Origin of the sequence: Streptomyces sp. PCS3-D2 (genome assembly GCF_000612545.2) — a bacterium.
Lineage (GTDB): Bacteria > Actinomycetota > Actinomycetes > Streptomycetales > Streptomycetaceae > Streptomyces.
In genome coordinates this window covers 3,497,807-3,519,224 of sequence record NZ_CP097800.1, presented here as the reverse complement: position 1 = coordinate 3,519,224, position 21,418 = coordinate 3,497,807, and the positions used below count along the sequence as shown (strand labels likewise).

The window sequence follows — 21,418 nt, the reverse complement described above, 5'->3', positions numbered from 1 at the left end:
TGGACCGCTCTCCCCAGAGCTTCTGACGAGCGGGCACCGGCTCGTCGGGATCGCTTGTCAGAGGCTGGGCAGCACCTCCCCCTCGTCAGCCGCTCGACCTGATGAGTCGCTGACTCCTCCGTCCGCGGTACGCGGAACGCCTGCATGTCGGGAGCGCTGATTAGTGCGTCGGCGCCAGCAGCCGTCGAACTGGTACGGCGCCCGCTGCAGCATGACCCGTTAGTTCCCCGCACTGCGCTGACCTGCCCCAAGCATTCGGATGTGGCGCCATACATGCGCGTAGCTGCGGTGCACCGCGCTAATCCAGGAAGGAACAGAGCTCCAGTCGGCGGCCACCTCGCGCTCGCCCCACGCCACCTGCATGATCCGGCGATCACCAGCGAAGGCCTCGACAAGGTCACGGCGCAGGAAGAGCAGGTGGCCGCGCCAGGGCTTGTCCGCGCGGAGGACTGCGGAGGCGCGCTGGCCATCCAGGCCTACGAGGTCGACCGTGCCAGGCAGTTGGCGCAGACCGAACTTGGCAGCGAACTCGAACGACGGCACGTCAAAGCTTCTGCCGAGTCCGATTTCCGAATTGCTGTCAGGGGCGAACTCCACAGCGATCTGGTCGAGCCCGATGCCGTCGTCCTGCCAGTCGCGACGCAGCGCTCGGTACGGGAAGACGCCTGAGGCGTCGTCGTCGAGGGGCAGCTCGAACCGGGGGCTCCACGGCATCTCAGCGGCCAGCACGTTGCGGACCATCGGCAGGGGAGGGAAGAAGTGGTTTCCCGGATACTCGTGCTCGCTGGCGAGCTGTTGGGCGGGTTCCACATTTTCCGGCTTCAGCAGGAGGGTCCGGAAGAACCCGAACACAGTCCGCCCGTCGTGACGGTGGTCCAAGTACCCCTCAACTAGGAGCCAGCCGCCCTTCACTCCGTGGATCTCCTCGGGTGACCACAGCTGGTCTGGGACATCCACCGTCCCCGAGGCAAGCCAAGTCCGGTCGTCGGTCGGTTCCACGGGGGCCCACAAGGGAAGAGGCATGGGCGCCACCGGGGGCCTGTCGGGGAAGGTCGGGTCGATGTCGGGCATCAAGCGTTCTGCGTCGCCGAAGGGGGCCGGTGCGCGGCCGACATCCACGAGGCGGCCAACCATTTCGTGGTAGGCGATCCAGCCATACTTCTTGCCGTACCGCTCCACCCTCCTCTTGGAGCTGTAAGGCCGCTCGGCGTTCGCAGCGATGGACTGGTCAACGCTGCCGAATTCTTTCTCGCGCCAGCCCAGTTCCCAGACCCGGGCCATGACCTCGGCGCGGGCCCTGCGGTAGTCCGGGTGGGCGAAGTCGTAGTTGTTCCTGCCGTTGATGGCGGCCCCGATGATGTAGTTCTCGAAGTCCATGCCGAAGGTGCGGGCGCACTCTCCGGCGTTGGGGTCGTCGTCCTCCATCACCTCAGCGGGCGCCACGGCAGCGAACCTAGGCGCGAAGGCGTCGACCTCGTCCGGGACGGCGGCAGGGTGGAGAGCGCCGGCGAGTTCATAGGTGGCCCGTACGTGGCCGCGCAGTTGCTCATGGGAGGTAGGTGTGGTCCCGCCGTCGAGGAAGCGGCGCAGTTGCACTAGCCAGTCTCGCAGCGCGCCTTCGAGCGGTCCACCGGGATCTGGCATCTGGTGGGCGCTGACGGCGCCGAACGCTGCGGCGACCACCCGTTCGACGACGTAGGGGTCATCGATATCGAGCATCCGGGCGGCGAGGTCGAACAGTCGTTTGGGTTCTGGCCGGCCGTAGCGCTGCAGGGCTTTCGTCGCCAGGTCCCGCAAGCTCGTGTCCGTGGAAGTCAGTAGCCAGGCGATGGCCAGTGCGTCCAGATCGTCGGTCTCGGCGCGATTGCTGTTTCCGGACCACCTAACGATTGCTCGTTCCAGGTCTGCCGTCAGCCGGCCTGGAGCCTGGCCTCGAGCCCATTCGGTCCAGCGCAGGTCACGTTCCGGAAGGGGCAGCTGGCGTAGGACGCGGTCGAGGAATGCGGCATTCAGGCGGTGTGGGGCAGACCTGCGGATCTCCCACAGACGGCTGAAGGCTGGTAGGCCCTTCCGCTTGCTGGGATGCGCGGTAACGAGCGCGGTTGCGAGCGCGTCGACGGTCTCGTCGTCGAGGAATTCCGACTCGGTGGTGAGTTCCTGGGCGAGCACCAACGAACGGTGCTCATCTGGGGCGACGCGCCACAGGTGGTGCCGGGTGAAACGGCGTGGCAGCAGTGAGATGAGACTGATGACGATGTCCTCGCCAAGGGGGTGCGCTTGGTCGCCCAGGAGGGACTGCCAAAGAGCTGTCTTCGCGAGTTGCTCGCTGACGTCCGCGGGGGGAATGCGCACCAGAACCGCGTCGGCGATCAAGTATCCAGCGAGGCGGTCAAAGACGAATCCGCACTCAGTGTCGTCTGAACCCCTGATCTCCTCGCGGAAGATCACTCCCTCCTCTACGAGGCGCCGGAGCAGGCTTTCGTCCCAGTTCGGCTGGTCAGCGTCGAGGATTGTTCGCGCTTCGTCGAACGGAAGCCGACGGACGTTGTGTGTCCACATGTGTCTCGCCAGAGACGTGAGGCGGCGCTGGATCTGGTCGGCCGGCACCGGGATGCGAGCCGGATCCTGGGCCAGTCGCTCGACCACGCCCTTGCGGTACAACTCGAAGACACCGATGAGAGACTGAGGCAGCGCCTCCACGCCCACCGGCACTCGGCGGTCGTGGTTTGCGGCCTCGCAGTACATGCGGACGAAGAGCGGGTTGCGGAACTCTTCCATCGGTAGCCAGGCGTCAGCCGGGCTGATCAGGTAGTGACGGAAGTAGACGCGGAGGATGTCTTGGACTTCCGCGCGCTGCCACTCCAGCTCCAGGTGCACCGTGTCCTTCGGGAGGGCCTGGTCGGCGAGCGCCTCGCGGAGGGTGACGATCACCGCCACGTGGGGGTAGGCGCCCAGGGCAGGTGTCAGTCCGGCGAGGAGTGGCTTCCACTCCGAGGGCCGTTCGGCCTCGTTGAGGCCGTCGATGATCAACGGAATCCGGCAGCCGGCGCGGTGACCGGCTGAGTTGAGAGCTTCCAGCAGGTCCTCGAAGTAGTCGACCTTGAGTCCGGGGATCCTTCGCGCGAGGTCGTGGAGGGTCCAGCCGGCGCGCAGGTTCCCTCCCTGGATGAAGACTCCTGCCGTGGGCTGGTCGCTTGGTGAGGTCATCTGCGCGGCAAGGTGCGTCTTGCCCTGTCCTGCGGCGGCGATGACGGCGAGTAGCGGGGCTTCGGTGTCCGCCCGTGTGTCGTGCAGCCACTGGACGATGTCGCGGATCTCCGCGCCGAGACCGGTAACCAGCAGCGCCTCGGGTAGGCGACGCTGCCTCAGTTTGAGGACTAGGCGTCGCAGCGTTCGTGGAGAGGTTGCGGGCGGTCGCTGTCCGGCGAGGCGCTCGCGGACCTCCCAGGGCCGGAGACTCCTTCCAGCGTCAAGGACCTCCCGCAGGTCGTCGACGAATCGGTCCAGGTCGTCGGCAATCTCTACGGCGTTTTGGCGGAAGGTGGTGTCGAGGCCGTCGATGGCTCCGCGTAGTGCCTGGATCCGGGCTGCGATGTCGTCAGTGCGCTCCTGCAGCCACCCGAAGGACGACGGGCGCAGCAAGGCCCGGTCGATGCGATGCTCCACGTGGTGGGAGGTGTGCAGCCGTGGCGTCCACCGAGCCTCGATGGGTGCAACAGATCGCTTGTGGGCTTGCGCCAGTACGTCTGCGGTGAGGGCGAGTTCACCGAAGAAGGTGGAGCGGAGCTCGTCGTGTCCCGCGAGTTGTTCGTCGTAGTTCTCGGTGGACCAGAGTTTGACGCGGACCGCCTGCTGACCGAGTGCGTTGATCCACGTCTCGTCCTTCTTGGCGGGCCGCTCTGGAAGGCAGAGCACAAAGTCGGTCAGCCCTACGACGTGCTCGATAGCCTTAGAGAGCGAGTCCTCGATCTGCTTGCGCTGGTCTGCGCTGAGCTCATTCCTGTTGTTGAGGATGAACCACTTGCACGACCAACCCCAGACGCGGCCGGGGTCGCCGAGAGCACCGGCGTGGTCGACGTGCAGGTAGAACTCGACGCCGGGCTGGTTGCGGCGTTCCCGCATCGTGCCCAGCGCGCCATAGCGGCGGGAGACGATGGCCCGTGTGAGCGCTTCGAAGTTCCGGTCGGCGGCGCCGGGCAGACGTTCCAGCTCAGTCAGATCCACTGTCGCTCCGAGTGCTTGCATCCGACCGAGTGATCGCGCCCTCATCCCATTCGTGACGGGAGAAGATCTCGACTTTCGCACCGTAGTGGAGAAGCGCCTTCAGGAATCCCTGGACGTCGGACTCGTCCGTCCAGATCCGGACCGTCTCTCCGGTGCGGGTGACAGTGTGGTCAAAGGCGAAGACGTCGACGTCGTACCTCCCCATGTCGTACGCCTTCATTTCGGCAAGTGCTTCGCCGAGTTCGCGAGGCATGCGCTCGCCTGGGCTCTGCCAGTCGTCATCGGACCACGCGTTTTCGGCAAGAGCCTTCAGAGCCTCCATTCGCTCCTCTGCTGCCTTGGCACCGGTGACCGTCTGAAATCGGCCGATCAAGACCAGGTCCATCGAGTGCTCCGAGCCGTAGCCGTTCCAGATCCTCATCGTGCCTCCCTCAAGGCCTGCACGGCCTCCATGATGGAACTTCCGACTGGCAATCCCGTGGGCGCGTAGGCGTGAGGGCGCAGGACGCCGGCCGCGTCGACGTGCATGTGCGCGTCGAGGGGGTGCTCGCCTGGGACGGCCGCCGTCGTGGGCAGCGCAGCTTCGAGGCCGGTTCGGGAGATCGCGAGCCGAACCCCGTTCTTGGCGCTCGCGGCCCATTCGACGAGGTGCTGAGCGTGGGCGTCGCTGATGCCGGGAGTTGCCGCGGTCGGCTGCTCCGGCAGAAGGAGGAGTTCCGACGCGCCTACCTTGTCGGCGAACTCGGCGAGGTCATCGAGTTCGTCGACCGTGTCGGCATTGATGACGGCGTTGATGCCGAACGGGGCAAGGGAGCCGAGCAACGCGGCCGCCTGGACCACGGCCGCGAACGGTCGGCCGCGGAGCCGTTCGTAGGTGGCTCCGACCCCGTCGACTGACAGGCGGACGAAGTGCACTGCCCCGCGCAGGGATTCGATGAGTTCGGGTGTGAGCCGGTGCCCATGAGTCGTGAAGGTCACCGCCATAGACGTGGACTGGGCTATGTCCGAACACAGCTGGGCGAACCTTCTGTACGCGGTCGGTTCTCCTCCTCCGAAGCCGACACCGAGGCACCCGGCAGCATCCAGTTCGATCGCCCAGGCCAGCACACGCTCCCTGTCGAGAGCGGCGGCGTGCTTGGGTGCATAGCAGTAGGCGCAGCGGAGTTCGCAGGCGTTAGTCAGCGCGACGGACAGGTACCGGGGAGCCCGGGAGAATTGAGCAGCGGGAACGAGGATCTCGTCGAGCAGTACGTTCACTCCCGAGACGCGATCGAACAGGTGTACACCAGCTGCGGACAGGCGAATCTTGCACGTCACCGACAGCATGATGCCACCGCATCCCGTCATACCGGGAGGGGTCGTCCATGGTGCCGTGCCCGCAGTGGGGCATCGGGCGCGTTGTGACTGAGCGCAGCACTGTGAGGGTGCCACGACAACAACCAGCGTCAAGGTGGAGCGGCTGTAGGAATGACGGTTGAGATCCTTGATGCGGTCGGCCACGGGGACCGTGCCCTGCACGCACGCGCCTAGAGATCCGACTGACTGCCCCGGCCGACTACGGGTGCCGCATTCGCGGAACGGGCAGGTCCGAGTGCGCTCAGCCGCCGCACGTCAGACGGTGTCACCGGGTACCCCTTGGGAGAAGCGGACCAAGATCTTCTCCCAGATTTCTCCCAAACGATCTCCGGAAACCACTCAGGGGCCTGATCCACTGAGTGGATCAGGCCCCTGACCTGGTCTTACGAAGTCGGGGTGGCGGGATTTGAACCCACGACCTCTTCGTCCCGAACGAAGCGCGCTGCCAAGCTGCGCTACACCCCGATCGTCGCCCTGAAGTGTTGCTGTCCTGGCGACATCGATTACTTTAGCGGACCTCTCGCCGGAGACGAAATCCGGTTTTCGCGGAGGGGGTGCGGGGCCCCTAGACCTTCGGTGTCAGCGTCAGGAGCGTCGCCTCCGGCGGGCAGGCGAAACGGACCGGGGTGAAGCGGTTGGTGCCGCAGCCGGCCGAGACGTGCAGGTAGGAGCGGTGGCCCGCCGCCTCGTGGGTGGAGAGCCCCTTCACCCGCTTCGTGTCCAGGTCGCAGTTGGTCACCAGGGCCCCGTAGAAGGGGACGCACAGCTGCCCGCCGTGCGTGTGGCCGGCGAGGATCAGCGGGTACCGGTCAGCGGTGAAGGATTCGAGGACCCTCAGGTACGGGGCGTGCACCACGGCCAGCGAGAAGTCCGCGTCCGTCTCGGGTCCGCCGGCGACGCTCTCGTAGCGGTCCCGCTTGATGTGCGGGTCGTCGAGACCGGTGAAGGCGAGCTCCAGCCCGTCGAGCTTCATCCGGGCCCGGGTGTTGGTGAGGTTCAGCCAGCCCGCCGCGTCGAAGGCGTCCCGCATCTCCTCCCACGGGTTGTGCACGGCACCGACGACCGGCTTGTTGCCGTTCAGGCCGTGCCGGCCCTGGACCTTCTCGATGAGGTAGCGCCCGGGGTTGCGCAGCCGCGGTCCGTAGTAGTCGTTGGAACCGAAGACGTACACGCCGGGGAAGGACATCAACGGGCCCAGGGCGTCCAAGACCTCGGGGACGCCTTCCGTGTCGGAGAGGTTGTCGCCGGTGTTCACGACGAAGTCGGGGCGCAGGCCCGCCAGCGACTGCAGCCAGGCGCGCTTCTTGCGCTGCCCGCCGACCATGTGGATGTCCGAGACCTGGAGTACGCGCAGCGGGCGCGTCCCCGGCGGCAGCACCGGCACCGTGACCCGGCGCAGTCGGAAGGACCGCGCCTCGAAACCGGCGGCGTAGGCCACACCCGCGGCCCCCACCGCAGCGATACCGGCAGCCGCCTTCAGTGGTACTCCGTAACGCGCACGCATGGACCCATCGTCGCAGACCGGAAAACGGGTGAGCGCCACCGTCCCCGCACCTGGCAGACTCACCTGCATGACCACGCTCAAGGCCAAGCTCCAGGAAGACCTCACCACCGCCATCAAGGCGCGCGACGAGCTGCACTCGTCCACGCTGCGCCTGACCCTTGCCGCCATCACCAAGGAGGAGGTCGCGGGCAAGGAGGCCCGTGCGCTCTCCGACGAGGAGGTCCTCAAGGTGATCGCCAAGGAGGCGAAGAAGCGCCGCGAGGCCGCGGACGCCTTCGCGCAGGGTGGTCGTCCCGAGCAGGCCGCGCGCGAGAGCGCGGAGGGTGAGTTCCTGGACACCTACCTGCCCAAGCAGCTCTCCGACGAGGAGCTCGCCGGGATCGTGGCGGAGGCCGTGGAGGAGGCTCGCTCGGCGGGCGCCGAGGGCCCGCGGGCCATGGGCGCCGTCATGAAGATCGTGACCCCGAAGGTGGCCGGACTGGCGGAGGGCGGGCGGGTCGCCGCCGCCGTGAAGAAGGCGCTCGCGTAGGAACCCCGGAGACGGAAAGGGAGAGGGCCCCAGCCGGCGTCGGCTGGGGCCCTCCCTCATGTGGTCGCCGCGTGCGGCCCGCTGCGGCTACGGGCCGTCGGGGCCGCCGATCACGGTGCCCGGATCGAGGGAGATGCCGGGCAAGGGGATGTCCGGCTGGCCCGCACCGCCGCCCGTGGGGCCGCCGGTCTGGCCGGCGTTCTGGCCGTCCGGCCGTCCGCCGGGCTTGCCGTCGCCGCCGGGCTTGCCGGGCCGGCTCGGGTTGCCGGTCGACGGCTTGTTGCCGCGGGAGCCGCCGGAGGGCACGCTCGGTTCCGCGATGTGGACGGTGGTGAAGCGCGGGGCCTCGCGGCCGGACAGCGCGCCCGTGATCGCGTCCTTCCAGATCGGGCCGGGCAGACCGCCGCCGAAGACCTTGGCGAAGGACTTGCCGCCGATCACGATGTTCTCCATCGTGATCTTCTTCGCGCCTCCGGAGCCGACCCACACCGCGCCCGAGACGTTCGGGGTGTAGCCCACGAACCAGGCGTTGTAGCGGGAGTCCGTCGTACCGGTCTTGCCCGCGCTGTCGCGGTCGGTGAGGCCGGCCCGCTCACCGGTGCCGGAGTCGACCACACCGCTCAGCAGGGTGTTGATGGTGTCGGCGGTGTTCTGCGACATCGCCCGCTCGCACTTGCTCTTGGGCACCGCGAGCGCCTTGCCGTGCGCGTCCGTGATCGACTCGATCGCGATCGGGGTGCAGTAGACGCCGCGGTTGGCGAAGGCCGCGTACGCGTTGGCCATCGTCAGCGGGGACATCTCCTCCGAGCCGAGCGCGATGGCGGGGCCGTCGGCCAGCTTCGCGCCGCTCGCCGGCACCACGCCCAGCTTCGCCGCCATCTCGGACACCGGGCACAGGCCGATCTCGGAGATCATCTCGACGAAGTAGGTGTTGATCGACTTCTCCATCGCCGTGCGCAGCGAGTAGGGGCCGATCTCGTCCTCGGTCTCGTTCTCCGCGGACTCCTTCTTGGTGTTGACGTAGTTCGAGCCGTCGCAGCGGCGGATCGGGCTCGGGTAGTCCATCTTGTTCGGGGCCTGGTAGACCTTCGTCGGGGGCATGCCCCGCTCCAGGGCGGCGGCGGCGATGAACGGCTTGAAGGTCGAGCCGACCTGGAAGCCGAAGTTCGAGCCGCCCATCCGCTTGTCCACGGAGTAGTTGATCTGCGTCTCGTTCTTGCCGAAGCCGTACGGCTTGGACTGGCCCATCGCCAGCACGCGTCCGGTGCCCGGCTGGACCATGGTCACAGCCGTCGCGACGGAGTCCTCCTGGTAGACGTGGTCCTTGATCGACTCGTTGGCCGCGTCCTGCGACTGCGGGTCCAGGGTGGTGCGTACGGTCAGGCCGCCCTGGTTCCAGATCTTCGCCCGCTCCTCGCGCGTCTTGCCGAAGACCGGGTCGGTCAGGAAGGAGTTGCGCACGTAGTCGCAGAAGAAGCCCGCGCCCTTGACCGCCGTGATGCAGCCGTTCCGGGGCCTGGTGACCTTCAGGGTGACCGGCTTCGCCTTCGCCTCGTCGGCCTCCGCCTGCGAGATGTCCCTGGTGTCGGCCATCCGCTGGAGCACGACGTTGCGGCGCTTCATCGCCTCCTGCGCGTCGTTCACCGGGTCGTAGCGGCTCGGCGACTGCACGACGCCGGCCAGCAGCGCGGACTCCTCCAGGGTCAGGTCCTTGGCCGGCTTGCTGAAGTAGCGCTGGGCCGCGGATTCGATCCCGTAGGCCTGCTGGCCGAAGTAGGTGATGTTGAGGTAGTTCTCGAGGATCTTCTTCTTGCCGAGCTCCTCCTCGACCTGGATCGAGTACTTCAGCTCGCGGATCTTGCGGCCGAGGCTCTTCTCCTGGGCCTCGCGCACCTTGGTCTCGTCGTCGCCCGCCTCCTCGACGAACACGTTCTTCACGTACTGCTGGGTGAGGGTGGACGCGCCCTGTGCCGCGCCGCCCTCCTGCGCGTTGCGGTTGACCGCGCGCAGGATGCCCTTGAGGTCGACCGCGCCGTGCTCGTAGAAGCGGGAGTCCTCGATGGCGACGATGGCCTTCTGCATGTACGGGGAGATCGAGGTGAGCGGTACCACCTGCCGGTCTCGTGAATAGACGGTGGCGATCAAGCCACCCTCGGCGTCCAGAATCGTGGTCCGCTGGCTCAGCGGCGGTGTCTTCAGATTGGCCGGGATCTCGTCGAATCCTTCGACCGTGCCCTTGGCGGCCAGCCCCAGGGCGCCTGCAGCCGGAATCGCCATGCCGGCCAGCACGACTCCGGAGAGAACGGACACCCCGAGGAACTTGGCGGCCTGCTGGCTCCCGGTGAGCCCGCCGCCCGAGCGCTTCTTTCCCATGGAGGGCAGCCTACGTTCTCATTCACCGGACACGCGCGAATGCCTTGGCCTAAGCTGACCCCAACTGTCACAGCAGTCCGGTGCGACATCAACCCCTCGGCTTGATTTTCACCCTTCCCGAATGGGGTGGACTGATGTCCGAATCTTGTCGCCCCGGTGAACACGATCCGCCGATTACACCCGAATCGCCGGAATGGTCGGGCATGTCGCCGGATCACTCCGTCGGGTGATCTGCCGCTTACCCATAGTCCGTTCGGACCATTCAAGATTGGGCCCGTCGGGGGTGTTGCGCTGTGCCCGGCTTCCGTAACGTCCTCAACTGGCAGCGGTGAATATGCCGCTACCGCCGTGGGGGAGCCTCGATTCGGGAGAGGACGGCGCCGGGATGGGCTGGGTTACCGACTGGAGTGCGCAGGCAGCCTGCCGCACTACCGATCCGGATGAACTGTTCGTTCAAGGAGCGGCACAGAACAGGGCCAAGGCGGTGTGCACCGGGTGTCCGGTGCGGACCGAATGCCTGGCCGACGCGCTCGACAATCGCGTCGAGTTCGGCGTGTGGGGCGGAATGACCGAGCGGGAACGACGTGCGCTGCTGCGCCGGCGTCCCACCGTCACCTCGTGGCGACGGCTGCTCGAAACCGCCCGTACAGAGTACGAGCGCAGCACGGGCATCTTCACCATGGATGCAGACGCGGAGATCGACGTTGCGTACGAGACGTACGCGGCAGCCGGGTAGAACACGCGGCCGCCGCCTTCGTACAGACGCCTACGCTCCGGCCGGTACCCCGGCCGCGAGTCGTTCTCCGATGGCCCGCAGCCCGGCGAGGTCGTGCACATCGCCGGGCAGGGCGGCCACTTCGGCCACCGCCACCTCGGGGTGAAGCGAGGTGAAGCGATCACGCGTGCGCTGCTCACGCGAGATCACCTGCATGCGTTCGGCGTGCAGGCGCAGCAGTCCTGCCGTGATCCGGTCGACGGTCGTGGTGTCGTCGCAGTGGGTGTCGTCGCGGTGGGTGTCGTCATCGGCGCCGGGGGGTTCGGCGGCCATGTCACGAAGTCCAGCTTTCCCGGACTCCTGATCGACAATGCCGCCGTCTTCAAGATTCTCTGCGGCGGCCAACGCCCGTTCGGCGGACAGCTGGTCGGCGCCGCTGCCGTGCACGCGGTTGAGCACCAGGCCGGCCAGCGGCATGCGCTCCGCAGCCAGCCGTTCCACGAAGTACGCCGCTTCGCGCAGCGCGTCCGGTTCGGGCGCCGCGACCACGAGGAAGGCCGTGCCGGGCGCCTGGAGCAGCCGGAAGGTCGCGTCGGCGCGTGTGCGGAAGCCGCCGAACATCGTGTCCATCGCCGCCACGAAGGTCTGGACGTCCTTCAGCAGCGAAGCCCCCATCAGCTTGCTGAGGGTGCCGGTCATCATCGACATGCCGACGTTCAGGAACTTCATCCCGGCCCGGCCGCCCACCTTCGCCGGGGCCATCAGCACCCGGATGAACTTCCCGTCCAGGAAGGACCCCAGGCGTTTCGGCGCGTCGAGGAAGTCCAGCGCGGACCGGCTCGGCGGGGTGTCCACGATGATCAGGTCCCAGTCGTCCCGGGCCCGCAGCTGCCCGAGCTTCTCCATCGCCATGTACTCCTGCGTGCCCGCGAAGCCGGCCGACAGCGACTGGTAGAAGGGGTTGGCGAGGATGGCCCGGGCCCGCTCGGCGTCCGCGTGCGCCTCGACGATCTCGTCGAAGGTCCGCTTCATGTCCAGCATCATGGCGTGCAGTTCGCCGCCGTCCTGGCCGGCCTCACGGACTCTGCGCGGGGTGTTGTCCAGCGAGTCGATCCCCATCGACTGCGCGAGCCGCCGCGCCGGGTCGATGGTCAGCACGACCACCTTCCGCCCGCGTGCAGCCGCCCGTACGCCCAGTGCCGCGGCCGTGGTGGTCTTGCCGACGCCGCCCGCTCCGCAGCACACGATGATGCGGGTCTCCCGGTCGTCCAGCAGCCGGTCGACCGCCAGCCGCGGCGGTGTGTCCAGACCCACCGTCTCCACCCCCTCGCTCATTCGGCCACCGACTGCTTCCGGAGTTCCTTGGCCAGCGCGTACAGCCCGGCCAGATCCATCCCCGCCCCGAGCAGGGGCAGTTCGTACGTCGGCAGGTCCAGGTTCGACAGTACGGCGCGCTGGGCGCGTTCCAGTTCCACCCGGCCGGCGTGCTCGGCGGCCTGCGCGAGCAGCGGCTCGACCAGCCGTTCGGCCAGTCCGCCGCGCCGCGCGCCGCCCAGCCCCGCCCGGGACAGGGCCCGGGCCACTCCGGCCCGGTGGTCGCCGGCCGCGGTGCGCAGGGTGTCCTCGTCCAGGTGGTGCGGGCGGACCATGTTCACGATGACCCGGCCGACCGGCAGCCCCGCCGCGCGTAGTTCCTCGATGCCGTCCGCGGTCTCCTGGACGGGCATCTCCTCCAGGAGGGTGACCAGGTGGACCGCCGTCTCGGGGGACTTGAGCACCTTCATGACGGCTTGCGCCTGGTGGTGGATCGGTCCGAACCGGGCCAGGCCCGCCACCTCGTCGTTGACGTTCAGGAACCGGGTGATCCGCCCGGTCGGCGGCGCGTCCATGATCACGTGGTCGTAGACGTACTGCCCGGCCCTGTCCTTGCGGCGGACCGCCTCGCACGCCTTACCGGTCAGCAGCACGTCGCGCAGCCCGGGGGCGATGGTCGTCGCGAAGTCGATGGCGCCGAGCTTCTTGAGGGCGCGTCCGGCCGAGCCGAGCTTGTAGAACATCTGGAGGTAGTCCAGCAGCGCCCGCTCGGCGTCGATGGCGAGCGCGAAGACCTCGCCCCCGCCCGGCGCCACCGCGATCTTGCGCTCCTCGTAGGGGAGCGCTTCGGCACCGAAGAGCTGTGCGAGCCCCTGCCTGCCCTCGACCTCCACCAGAAGAGTCCGTCCGCCCTCGCGCGCGAGGGCAAGCGCGAGTGCTGCGGCGACCGTGGTCTTGCCGGTGCCGCCCTTGCCGCTGACCACCTGGAGCCTGCTCACACCGCCCGAGCCTAACCACTCGGCTCCCCCGGGCGCGCATGAGCCCCGCACCACAGGCACTACCCTCGCTCCCATGACCAAGAAGTTCGAATACGCGACGGTCCCGCTGCTGGTCCACGCCACCAAGCAGATCCTGGACACCTGGGGCGAGGACGGCTGGGAGCTCGTCCAGGTCGTGCCCGGCCCGAACAACCCCGAGCAGCTCGTGGCCTACCTCAAGCGGGAGAAGGCATGAGCGGCGTCGTCGACGCGAAGCTGGCCGAGCTCGGCCTGACCCTGCCCGACGTCGTCCCGCCGCTGGCCACGTACCAGCCGGCCGTGCGGTCGGGCGCCTACGTCTACACCGCGGGCCAGCTCCCGATGGTCAAGGGCAGCATGCCCATCACCGGCAAGGTCGGCGCCGAGGTCTCGCCGGAGCAGGCCAAGGAACTGGCCGCCACCTGTGCGCTGAACGCGCTGGCCGCCGTCAGGTCGGTCGTCGGCGACCTCGACAAGATCGCGCGTGTCGTGAAGGTCGTCGGCTTCGTCGCCTCGGCCCCCGACTTCACCGGCCAGCCGGGCGTGCTGAACGGTGCGAGCGAGCTCCTGGGCGCCGTCCTCGGTGAGAAGGGCGTCCACGCCCGCAGCGCCGTCGGCGTGGCGGTCCTGCCGCTCGACGCGCCCGTCGAGGTCGAGATCCAGGTCGAGCTGGTCCCCGGGGCCTGATTTCCGGCGGGAGCCCTACGGAACGGGGCGGGTGCCGGACGCGGCACCCGCCCCGTTCCGGTGGCCGCGCGGCGACCGGAACGGGCGACCCTCGAACATCGGGCCGGATGGCCGTAGCATCCGGCCATGCCGAATGGTCAGCAGCAGCCCCCCGCCGGGGGCCAGTGGTACCCGCCCGAATGGCCCGACCGCATCCGCGCGCTCGCGGACGGCTCGCTCACCCCGGTGCGGCCGCGGCTCGCCGCCACCGTGATGCTCCTGCGTGATACCGCGGACGGGCCGGTCGTCCACATGCTGCGCAGAAGGGCCTCCATGGCCTTCGCCGGCGGTGCGTACGCCTATCCGGGCGGCGGGGTAGACCCCCGCGACGAGGAACAGCACGTCGGCTGGGCGGGGCCGTCCCGGGCGGACTGGGCGGCCCGACTGGGAACCGACGCCCGCACCGCCCAGGCCATCGTGTGCGGCGCCGTCCGGGAGACCTTCGAGGAGGCCGGTGTCCTGCTGGCCGGGCCGGCTCCGGACACGGTCGTCGGCGACACCACCGGCGACGACTGGGAGGCGGACCGGCGGGCCCTGGTGGCGCGGGAGCTGTCCTTCGCGGAGTTCCTCGACCGCCGCGGCCTGTGGCTGCGCTCCGACCTGCTCGGGGCGTGGGCGCGCTGGATCACTCCGGAGTTCGAGCCGCGCCGCTACGACACCTGGTTCTTCGTGGCCGCCCTCCCCGAGGGCCAGCGCACCCGCAACGCCTCCACCGAGGCCGACCGGACCGTCTGGATCCGCCCGGCCGACGCCGCCGGCGGCTACGACAAGGGCGAGCTGCTGATGATGCCGCCCACCATCTCCACCCTGCGGTCGCTGGAGCGCTACGGGCGCGCCGCGGACGCGCTCACCGCGGCCGCGTCCCAGGACCTCGCCCCGGTGCTGGCGCAGGCCGCGCTGGAGGACGGCGAGGTGGTGCTCAGCTGGCCGGGCCACGACGAGTTCACCAAGCGCGTCCGGTTCGGGCGCCCCACAGGCCCTGGAGGCCCGGCATGAGCGACGCCGCCGCACTGCCCGGACAGCCCCGTGGAGTGGTTGCCTCCGGGCCGGCGACCGCCCGGGCGGTGAACGTACTGGCCCCCAACCCGTCCGCGATGACCCTGGACGGCACCAACACCTGGCTGGTGTCCGAGCCGGACTCGGACCTCGCCGTCGTCATCGACCCCGGCCCGCTGGACGAGGGCCACCTGCGGGCGGTCCTCGCCGCCGCCGAGCAGGCGGGCAAGCGGGTCGCGCTCACCCTGCTCACCCACGGGCACCCCGACCACGCGGCGGGCGCCGGCCGTTTCGCCGAGCTCACCGGCACCGCCGTGCGCGCGCTGGACCCGGCCCTGCGGCTGGGCGACGAGGGCCTCGCCGCCGGGGACGTGATCCGCACCGGCGGGCTGGAGCTGCGCGTGGTCGCCACCCCCGGCCACACCAGCGACTCGCTCTGCTTCCACCTGCCCGCCGACCGGGCGGTGCTGACCGGTGACACCGTCCTCGGGCGCGGCACCACGGTGGTCGCCCATCCCGACGGCCGCCTCGGCGACTACCTGGACTCCCTGCGCCGTCTGCGCTCGCTCACCGTGGACGACGGCGTGCACACCGTCCTGCCGGGCCACGGGCCGGTCCTGGACGACGCGCAGGGCGCCGTCGAGTACTACCTGGCCCACCGGGCGCACCGGCTCGCCCAGGTCGAGACCGCCGTCGAGAACGGCTTCACCACCCCCGAGGCGGTCGTCGCCGAGGTGTACGCGGATGTGGACCCCTCCCTGTGGCCGGCGGCGCAGTGGTCCGTCCGGGCCCAGCTCGAGTACCTTCAAGATCACGGACTGATCCCGGGAGGGCCTGAATGAACACCGTGTTCCTGCTCGTCGTGCTGCTGGCCACCGCCGGATGGATCACGTCCGCGGTGTCGCTGCGGGTGAAGAGCCTCCAGGTGCAGGCGGACCGCGCGGAGCGCCGCCTGGCGTTGCTGCTGGACCACCTGGGCATCGAGGAGCCGGAGCCGGCGGGCCTGGACGAGGTGCGGGCCCTGGTCCGCGAGGACCGGCAGATCCCGGCCATCAAGGCCTACCGCCGCATCACCGGCGCGGGCCTGTTGGAGGCCAAGCAGGCGGTCGAGGCGCTCGCCCTCACCGAGCCGAAGAAGTAGTTCCCGCCCCCGCGAGGCGCCGGCGGCTCTTCGTGCCGTGGCGTGCCGTGTACTCGTCGGCGAGCCACGGGCCGAGGTCCTCGACGTAACCGCGCGGTACGGCCGGGTCCGCGACCGGGTCCAGGGCCACGGCGGCCGCGGCCCGCATCTGGGCGGCGCGCTCCGGGTAGTAGCTGCCGAAGACCTCCGCGGACTCGGCCAGATCACTGGTCCAGCCGCCCCACCTCGGCATGACCAGGGTGAAGCCCGTGCGTACCAGGCGGCGGGCGAAGAGCCGGCTCAGCCGCCGGTACTCCTGCGGTGCGGAAGCCTCCCGCAGGCTCCTGCGCCACGTGGGCAGGAGCGAGGCGAGGTCGCCGTTGGTCTCACGGGCCAGCAGGCTGTCCGGCCGGTAGCGCGGCAGGTGCTCGGCCAGGTCCGCGCCGAGCAGTGGGGTGCACAGGCAGGCGAGGAACCAGCCCAGGTCGAATCGTTCCTCCTCGCCCAGCACGGTGTCCTTGTCGTGCAGCAGGACGCCGACCCCGTCGATCTGGCCGAAGTCCTCGTCGATGCCCCGCGCGAGGACCTCGGCGGTGTCGCGGTCGTCGTCCGCGGGCGGGTGGTGGAGCACCAGCAGCAGGTCGAGGTCGGAGCGGCCGGGGCGGGCCGTCCCGCGCGGCACGGACCCGTACAGGTACGCGCTGTGCAGGCGGCGCCCGTAGGCCTCGGCCGTCCGCTCACGCGCGGCGGCCACGACGTCTCGGAACTCGCTCTGCACCTGCCCCAGGGAGCCCTCCCGCTCGAAGTAGCCGTAGGCGTCCAGACCCCTGTGTTCCATGCCTCCACTGTGCACAGATCGGGCCCGGCGGTGTCCGAGGCGCGGGCGGCCCGGGGGCGGAGCCCCGCGAACGGAGCCGCCCGGACGCGCGGAAGGGTCCTGCCCGGCCGGGCAGGACCCTTCGCAACGTCAGCGGCGGTGCCGCCGTCAGCGGGAGCGCTTCGCCAGGCGCTCCACGTCCAGCAGGATCACCGCACGGGCCTCCAGGCGGAGCCAGCCGCGGCCCGCGAAGTCGGCCAGGGCCTTGTTCACGGTTTCGCGCGAGGCGCCGACGAGCTGTGCGAGCTCTTCCTGGGTGAGGTCGTGCACCACGTGGATGCCCTCTTCCGACTGCACGCCGAAGCGGCGCGACAGGTCGAGGAGGGCCCGGGCCACGCGGCCGGGAACGTCGGAGAAGACCAGGTCGGACATCTGGTCGTTGGTCTTGCGCAGGCGTCGGGCGACGGCGCGCAGAAGGGCGGTCGCGACCTCGGGCCGGGCGTTGAGCCAGGGCTGGAGGTCGCCGTGGCCGAGGCCGAGCAGCTTGACCTCGGTCAGCGCGGTGGCGGTGGCGGTGCGCGGGCCCGGGTCGAAGAGCGACAGCTCGCCGATCAGCTCACCGGGGCCGAGGACGGCCAGCATGTTCTCGCGACCGTCGGGGGAGGTGCGGTGCAGCTTCACCTTGCCCTCGGTCACGACGTACAGCCGGTCGCCGGGGTCGCCCTCGTGGAACAGGGCGTCGCCGCGTGCGAGGGTCACCTCGCCCATGGAGGCGCGGAGCTCCGCGGCCTGCTCGTCATCGAGCGCCGCGAAGAGCGGGGCGCGCCGCAGAACGTCGTCCACGAGTCTCTCTCCTATGTCGACCAGCTCAGGGGACCGTGCTCCCCATTTTGCCGGACGGCTCAAACAGTGCGATCAATCACAAGGATGCCGGACGGACGGGCATGCTGTGCGGCGAGAGGCCAATCGGAGTGGTGTTACCAGAGGTCCGGGCGGGTGCCGGCGCCCGGCCTTAGGCTGGCCGGGTGTCCAATAAGCCGGTGAGAGCACAGGCCAAGGGGTCCGTAGGAGTGACGGACACCCCGAATTCAGCTGTGGGCGAACAAGTGCCCCCGAGGGTCCCTCCGAAGGGTGCGACCGGCCCTCAGGGCAAAGTTTCGGCCAAGAAACCGAGGGCTGCCAAGCCGGAATCCCGCCTGGCCATGGTGCGCCGGGCGCGCCGCATCAACCGCGAGCTGGCCGAGATCTACCCGTACGCCCATCCGGAGCTCGACTTCCGCAATCCCTTCGAGCTGCTCGTCGCCACGGTGCTGTCCGCACAGACCACCGACCTGCGGGTGAACCAGACGACCCCGGCCCTTTTCGCGGCCTATCCGACCCCCGAGGACATGGCGGCGGCCGTTCCGGAGGATCTGGAGGAGCTCATCCGCCCGACCGGGTTCTTCCGGATGAAGGCCAGGTCGCTGCTGGGCCTCTCGCAGGCGCTGCGGGACGACCACGGCGGCGAGGTGCCGGGCCGGCTGGAGGACCTGGTCAAGCTGCCGGGCGTGGGCCGCAAGACCGCCAACGTGGTCCTCGGCAACGCCTTCGGGTTTCCCACACCGGTACTACGGTCGGGAGGCATCGGCGGGGCCAGGGTGAGCAACGCCTACGAGTTGATCACCTAGGTCCCACGGTCTTTACGACACGCCTCTCTACCTAGGGACGGTGGCCCGTAGGGGTCCATCCAGACCCCTAGGAGACAAGGCGTGGTCACCACCCCGCTTGCCGACGTTCCGGCTAGCTTCCTCTCTGCCCCGGCCCGTGAGGCCGTCGCCGTCAGCTACGTACGGCAGTCCTCGGCCAAGACCAACAAGACCGAGGCATCCCCTCTTACTCAGCGCGCGGCCAACGAGACCCGGTCCGCTGAGCTGAACGCGCGCTTCGTCCGGCACTACGAGGACATCGGCGTCTCCGGCTGGAACCCTGAGGCTGAGCGCCCCGGCTTTGAGGCCATGCTCACGGCCGCCCGCGCTGGCGCGTTCAACATGCTGGTGGTCTACGACGTCAGCCGCTTTTCCCGCCGCGAAGTGATGGATGCCATCCCCATCGTCAGCGAACTGCACACGCTCGGCGTCACCATCGTGAGCGTCTGTGATGGGGTATTCGCCCCCCGCGACACCATGGCGTTGATCTACCTGATCATGCGGCTGGACGCCGCCAACAAGGAGTCGGCCGTCAAGTCCAAGAAGGTCCGCGACGTGAAGGCAGCACAGCGGGCGGCGGGCTCATGGCTCGGGGGACAGACGCCGTACGGTCTCGACGCTGAGTCGTACGTAGAGGGCAAGCTCACGCTCATGCGTCTCGTCCACAACAAGGGCGAGACTGCGAACCTCCGCCGGATCGGCGCGCTGATCATCAAGCACATGCACGACCCGGTCACCCGCAAGCCTGGCCAGCGGAACCCGGGCACCCTCTCCGCGCTGTGCGACGACATGAACGCGCGGCGCATCCCGACGCGTGGCCAGCGGAAGGGGAAGGAGCGGAAGAACTCCACATGGCAGGTGCGCACGCTCAAGTGGATTCTCCTCAACCCCGCCATCGCTGGTATGCGAGCTGAGCCGATCTACAAGGTCCGGGAGAACGGCACGCGCAGCAGCACGCTTGAGGGGTACCGGATCATCCGGGATGAGGACGGCCGACCCGAGATGATCTGTGAGCCGATCATTCCCCCGGCTCAGTGGTTCGTCATCCGGGATTGGCTCCTCGGTCGGGGCCAGGGCGAGGGCGTGGCGCGCGGAACCTCTCTGCTCTCCGGTCTCCGCAGCGCACCCCGTACGCCGGTCCTCACGTGCGAGTGTGGCCGACCCGGCAAGGCACAGAACAGCGGGGCCAAGCCGATCTATCTGTGCACTCGCGGGACGACCGTTGCGACCAACGGCGAGCACTCGGGACTCAACCGCGTGATGCAAAGCCACCTTGACGACCACATCGCCCGGCGGATCTTCGCGCTCATTCAGAGCGTGACAGTCGGCACAGCGGACAGTGACGCACTGGAGATCGTGGCCGAGGCAACGCGGGTCTTCTCTCGGTCCGTCGAGAAGCCCGAGACGGCCGCCGAGCGAACCGAGGTGGTGACCGAGCGGGCCGACGCGAACAACGCGCTGAGCGACCTTTACGACGACCTAGACGCCGGTCTCTACGAGGGGACCATGGGGCGTGCTCGGTTCAAGGAGAAGAAGGCGCGGATTGAGGCTCGACTCAGCGCAGCGGACAAGCGGCTAGAGGAACTGGCCGACCCGGAAACCCTGGAACTCCCGTTCGATGAGTGGTTGGACGGGGCCGACGACGGCGACCCGTTGGGCGAGGGCTCATGGTGGGCGAGGGTTGAACTGGCGGACCGGCGAAAGTTCGTTGAGCTGTTCGTCCGCCGGATCACGGTCAAGGCGACCGACAACCCGCACGCTGGCCGAGTGCGCGGCGGGTACGACGTGAGCGAGCGAATCGAGATCGAGTTTGTACGGCCCTCGGACGACGTCAAGACGGAGGACTGAGGCGGCCTGTCAGGCGCGCTGAGAGGCTTTCAGGGGCTCGGTGGGATAACCCCGCCGGGCCCCTCTCTCGCGCCCGCAGACGGCCACACAGGGGCGGGGGCGGGAACGGTCGGCTGGCATAGCTGACGGCTAGTCAGAAATCGCTCTTTACAGGCTGCCTCTCTGGACGTTGAAACCGCCAAGGAGAAACAGCAGGGAGGTAGCGCGGTGCCCATCACGAACACACTCGACCTGGAAACGCTCAGCGCGCGAATGGACGCGTGGGCGGCAGAGCCCCGAACCAAGCGCGGCCGACTCGTTCGGGTCTTCCGCGCGAATCTCGGTAACTCGCCGGACCTACAGGCGGCCCGCCTCTCGCTGCTGATCGGTTACGCCGAAAAGGCTGCATAGGCATTCCGCCCCCCTTCCGAAAAACCCTCGTCTTTCACTGGCGGGGGTTTTTCTTCCCAGAGTTTAGGGACTTTCGGGGACAGGCTAAGTCTCGCAACCCTCTTTAGGGAATCTCCGTTGTCCCCGGAACCCTGTTTATGAATACCAGAATGTCCCCGCATTCAACTTTAGGGATGCACCCCTGTCCCCGAAAGGAACTAAACACCATGACCAAGAAAGAGCTAATTTCCTTGCTCCGTGAGGCCGAGTCCGTTCTGTGGGAAACCCTCGGAAAGGGCGTGAGCAGGGCAGAGGAGACGCACCGAAGGATTGCCATAGCCCTACAGGCCGAGGCAGCGAAAACCCCCGACGGCGTATGCGTGAGCTGCGGCAATGCACTGACTCAGCCGATTACCGGCCGCCCACGTGTCTACTGCGGGGAGGCTTGCAAGAAGCGCGCGTACCGAGCCAAGCGGGTACAGCGGGAGGGCTGAGCCAGTCTCTCTTTCTTCTTAGTTTTCTATCTCTGTTACGTATTGAAGAGTGTATGTACCTAGCAAGGTGGGTCTCTAAGGGTTTCCTAGGCTTAGCCAAAACCGAACCTCGGAAACAGCACTCGACACACACCCCTACTCCGAAGCGAGAAACCCCAGAATGTCGTACTACCCATGGGAGACCACGGACGGCCGCTGTGTTGTCTGCGACGGGCCACTAAGGGGACGTCAAGAAATCATCTGTTCTGAGCGATGCCGACAGGCCCGTAAGCGCGCGGCCAAGCTGACCGATGCTGACTACCTGGACCGGCTGATAGGTCGCGACTGCGCGC

General features: G+C 68.6%; 18 protein-coding genes, 1 tRNA gene and 1 pseudogene. 10 read left to right on the top strand and 10 right to left on the bottom strand.

The genetic code is table 11. The features are described from left to right. Positions 1–219: 219 nt before the first annotated feature. The 5 genes from AW27_RS15195 to AW27_RS15175 form a co-directional block, all read right to left on the bottom strand. Complete coding sequence (locus AW27_RS15195; protein WP_037920938.1) at positions 220–4,224, bottom strand: NACHT domain-containing protein; 4,005 nt, start codon at positions 4,222–4,224, stop codon at positions 220–222. Next, positions 4,211–4,645, bottom strand: coding sequence for a DUF6375 family protein (locus AW27_RS15190; protein WP_037920941.1), 435 nt, complete (start codon positions 4,643–4,645; stop codon positions 4,211–4,213). The genes AW27_RS15195 and AW27_RS15190 overlap by 14 nt, the downstream gene beginning before the upstream one ends. Next, complete coding sequence (locus AW27_RS15185) at positions 4,642–5,481, bottom strand: radical SAM protein (RefSeq protein ID WP_201773403.1); 840 nt, start codon at positions 5,479–5,481, stop codon at positions 4,642–4,644. Before AW27_RS15185 ends, AW27_RS15190 begins: the two co-directional genes overlap by 4 nt. A 490-nt stretch (positions 5,482–5,971) precedes the next feature. Beyond that, a tRNA-Pro gene (locus AW27_RS15180) sits at positions 5,972–6,045 on the bottom strand. A gap of 100 nt (positions 6,046–6,145) precedes the next feature. Next, positions 6,146–7,084 carry a metallophosphoesterase gene (locus AW27_RS15175; RefSeq protein ID WP_037920946.1) on the bottom strand — a complete coding sequence of 313 codons (939 nt, stop codon included), beginning with the start codon at positions 7,082–7,084 and terminating at the stop codon, positions 6,146–6,148. Between the two features lie 67 nt (positions 7,085–7,151). On the opposite strand from AW27_RS15175, the gene AW27_RS15170 reads away from it, so the two are divergent. Continuing rightward, the gene (locus tag AW27_RS15170) at positions 7,152–7,613 is read left to right on the top strand and encodes a GatB/YqeY domain-containing protein (protein ID WP_037920949.1); all 462 of its coding nucleotides are present in this window, start codon (positions 7,152–7,154) and stop codon (positions 7,611–7,613) included. A gap of 87 nt (positions 7,614–7,700) precedes the next feature. Here AW27_RS15170 and AW27_RS15165 read toward each other — a convergent pair whose 3' ends face one another. Beyond that, a complete protein-coding gene (locus AW27_RS15165) occupies positions 7,701–9,986 on the bottom strand; it encodes a transglycosylase domain-containing protein (RefSeq protein ID WP_037920955.1) in 2,286 nt (761 codons plus the stop codon). A 385-nt stretch (positions 9,987–10,371) separates the two neighbouring features. Between AW27_RS15165 and AW27_RS15160 the strand changes: the two genes are divergently transcribed. Continuing rightward, positions 10,372–10,722 carry a WhiB family transcriptional regulator gene (locus AW27_RS15160; RefSeq protein ID WP_037920958.1) on the top strand — a complete coding sequence of 117 codons (351 nt, stop codon included), beginning with the start codon at positions 10,372–10,374 and terminating at the stop codon, positions 10,720–10,722. Positions 10,723–10,752: 30 nt separating this feature from the next. Here AW27_RS15160 and bagB read toward each other — a convergent pair whose 3' ends face one another. Both bagB and bagA read right to left on the bottom strand, forming a co-directional pair. Further along, positions 10,753–12,036: an ATPase BagB gene (bagB, locus tag AW27_RS15155; RefSeq protein WP_052030392.1), complete on the bottom strand. Its 1,284-nt coding sequence runs from the start codon at positions 12,034–12,036 to the stop codon at positions 10,753–10,755. Beyond that, a complete protein-coding gene (gene bagA, locus AW27_RS15150) occupies positions 12,033–13,013 on the bottom strand; it encodes an ATPase BagA (protein ID WP_037920961.1) in 981 nt (326 codons plus the stop codon). Before bagA ends, bagB begins: the two co-directional genes overlap by 4 nt. 73 nt (positions 13,014–13,086) lie before the next feature. On the opposite strand from bagA, the gene sp36 reads away from it, so the two are divergent. From sp36 to AW27_RS15125, 5 genes are all read left to right on the top strand, one after another. Beyond that, positions 13,087–13,248, top strand: coding sequence for a Sp36 family protein (gene sp36, locus AW27_RS15145; RefSeq protein WP_007264966.1), 162 nt, complete (start codon positions 13,087–13,089; stop codon positions 13,246–13,248). Further along, complete coding sequence (locus AW27_RS15140; protein ID WP_037920972.1) at positions 13,245–13,718, top strand: RidA family protein; 474 nt, start codon at positions 13,245–13,247, stop codon at positions 13,716–13,718. Before sp36 ends, AW27_RS15140 begins: the two co-directional genes overlap by 4 nt. Positions 13,719–13,844: 126 nt before the next feature. Next, on the top strand, positions 13,845–14,753 hold the full coding sequence (locus AW27_RS15135) for an NUDIX hydrolase (protein ID WP_037920974.1): 909 nt from the start codon (positions 13,845–13,847) through the stop codon (positions 14,751–14,753). Beyond that, positions 14,750–15,595, top strand: a complete 846-nt coding sequence (locus AW27_RS15130; protein WP_037920976.1) for an MBL fold metallo-hydrolase — start codon at positions 14,750–14,752, stop codon at positions 15,593–15,595. Before AW27_RS15135 ends, AW27_RS15130 begins: the two co-directional genes overlap by 4 nt. Then, positions 15,592–15,894: a hypothetical protein gene (locus AW27_RS15125; RefSeq protein WP_037920983.1), complete on the top strand. Its 303-nt coding sequence runs from the start codon at positions 15,592–15,594 to the stop codon at positions 15,892–15,894. The genes AW27_RS15130 and AW27_RS15125 overlap by 4 nt, the downstream gene beginning before the upstream one ends. On the opposite strand, the gene AW27_RS15120 is transcribed toward AW27_RS15125, so the two are convergent. Continuing rightward, on the bottom strand, positions 15,875–16,711 hold the full coding sequence (locus AW27_RS15120; RefSeq protein WP_037920986.1) for a nucleotidyltransferase domain-containing protein: 837 nt from the start codon (positions 16,709–16,711) through the stop codon (positions 15,875–15,877). The genes AW27_RS15125 and AW27_RS15120 overlap by 20 nt on opposite strands. Positions 16,712–16,858: 147 nt before the next feature. Then, complete coding sequence (locus AW27_RS15115; protein ID WP_003981529.1) at positions 16,859–17,533, bottom strand: Crp/Fnr family transcriptional regulator; 675 nt, start codon at positions 17,531–17,533, stop codon at positions 16,859–16,861. A gap of 251 nt (positions 17,534–17,784) precedes the next feature. Here AW27_RS15115 and AW27_RS15110 point away from each other — a divergent pair. The 3 genes and pseudogenes from AW27_RS15110 to AW27_RS15100 form a co-directional block, all read left to right on the top strand. Next, positions 17,785–18,288, top strand: a pseudogene (locus AW27_RS15110) (endonuclease III domain-containing protein); the annotation flags it as partial. Between the two features lie 150 nt (positions 18,289–18,438). Further along, positions 18,439–20,223, top strand: a complete 1,785-nt coding sequence (locus tag AW27_RS15105; protein WP_052030395.1) for a recombinase family protein — start codon at positions 18,439–18,441, stop codon at positions 20,221–20,223. Between the two features lie 207 nt (positions 20,224–20,430). After that, positions 20,431–20,613 carry a hypothetical protein gene (locus AW27_RS15100; protein WP_157840224.1) on the top strand — a complete coding sequence of 61 codons (183 nt, stop codon included), beginning with the start codon at positions 20,431–20,433 and terminating at the stop codon, positions 20,611–20,613. Positions 20,614–21,418 lie beyond the last annotated feature (805 nt).

Bases quoted from the DNA above. Each gene is read 5' to 3' on its own strand.
- AW27_RS15140 (WP_037920972.1), top strand. From the start codon at position 13,245: ATGAGCGGCGTCGTCGACGCGAAGCTGGCCGAGCTCGGCCTGACCCTG.
- AW27_RS15125 (WP_037920983.1), top strand. From the start codon at position 15,592: ATGAACACCGTGTTCCTGCTCGTCGTGCTGCTGGCCACCGCCGGATGG.
- AW27_RS15120 (WP_037920986.1), bottom strand. From the start codon at position 16,711: ATGGAACACAGGGGTCTGGACGCCTACGGCTACTTCGAGCGGGAGGGC.
- AW27_RS15170 (WP_037920949.1), top strand. From the start codon at position 7,152: ATGACCACGCTCAAGGCCAAGCTCCAGGAAGACCTCACCACCGCCATC.
- AW27_RS15135 (WP_037920974.1), top strand. From the start codon at position 13,845: ATGCCGAATGGTCAGCAGCAGCCCCCCGCCGGGGGCCAGTGGTACCCG.
- AW27_RS15175 (WP_037920946.1), bottom strand. From the start codon at position 7,084: ATGCGTGCGCGTTACGGAGTACCACTGAAGGCGGCTGCCGGTATCGCT.
- AW27_RS15160 (WP_037920958.1), top strand. From the start codon at position 10,372: ATGGGCTGGGTTACCGACTGGAGTGCGCAGGCAGCCTGCCGCACTACC.
- AW27_RS15165 (WP_037920955.1), bottom strand. From the start codon at position 9,986: ATGGGAAAGAAGCGCTCGGGCGGCGGGCTCACCGGGAGCCAGCAGGCC.
- AW27_RS15130 (WP_037920976.1), top strand. From the start codon at position 14,750: ATGAGCGACGCCGCCGCACTGCCCGGACAGCCCCGTGGAGTGGTTGCC.
- bagB (WP_052030392.1), bottom strand. From the start codon at position 12,036: ATGAGCGAGGGGGTGGAGACGGTGGGTCTGGACACACCGCCGCGGCTG.
- sp36 (WP_007264966.1), top strand. From the start codon at position 13,087: ATGACCAAGAAGTTCGAATACGCGACGGTCCCGCTGCTGGTCCACGCC.
- AW27_RS15190 (WP_037920941.1), bottom strand. From the start codon at position 4,645: ATGAGGATCTGGAACGGCTACGGCTCGGAGCACTCGATGGACCTGGTC.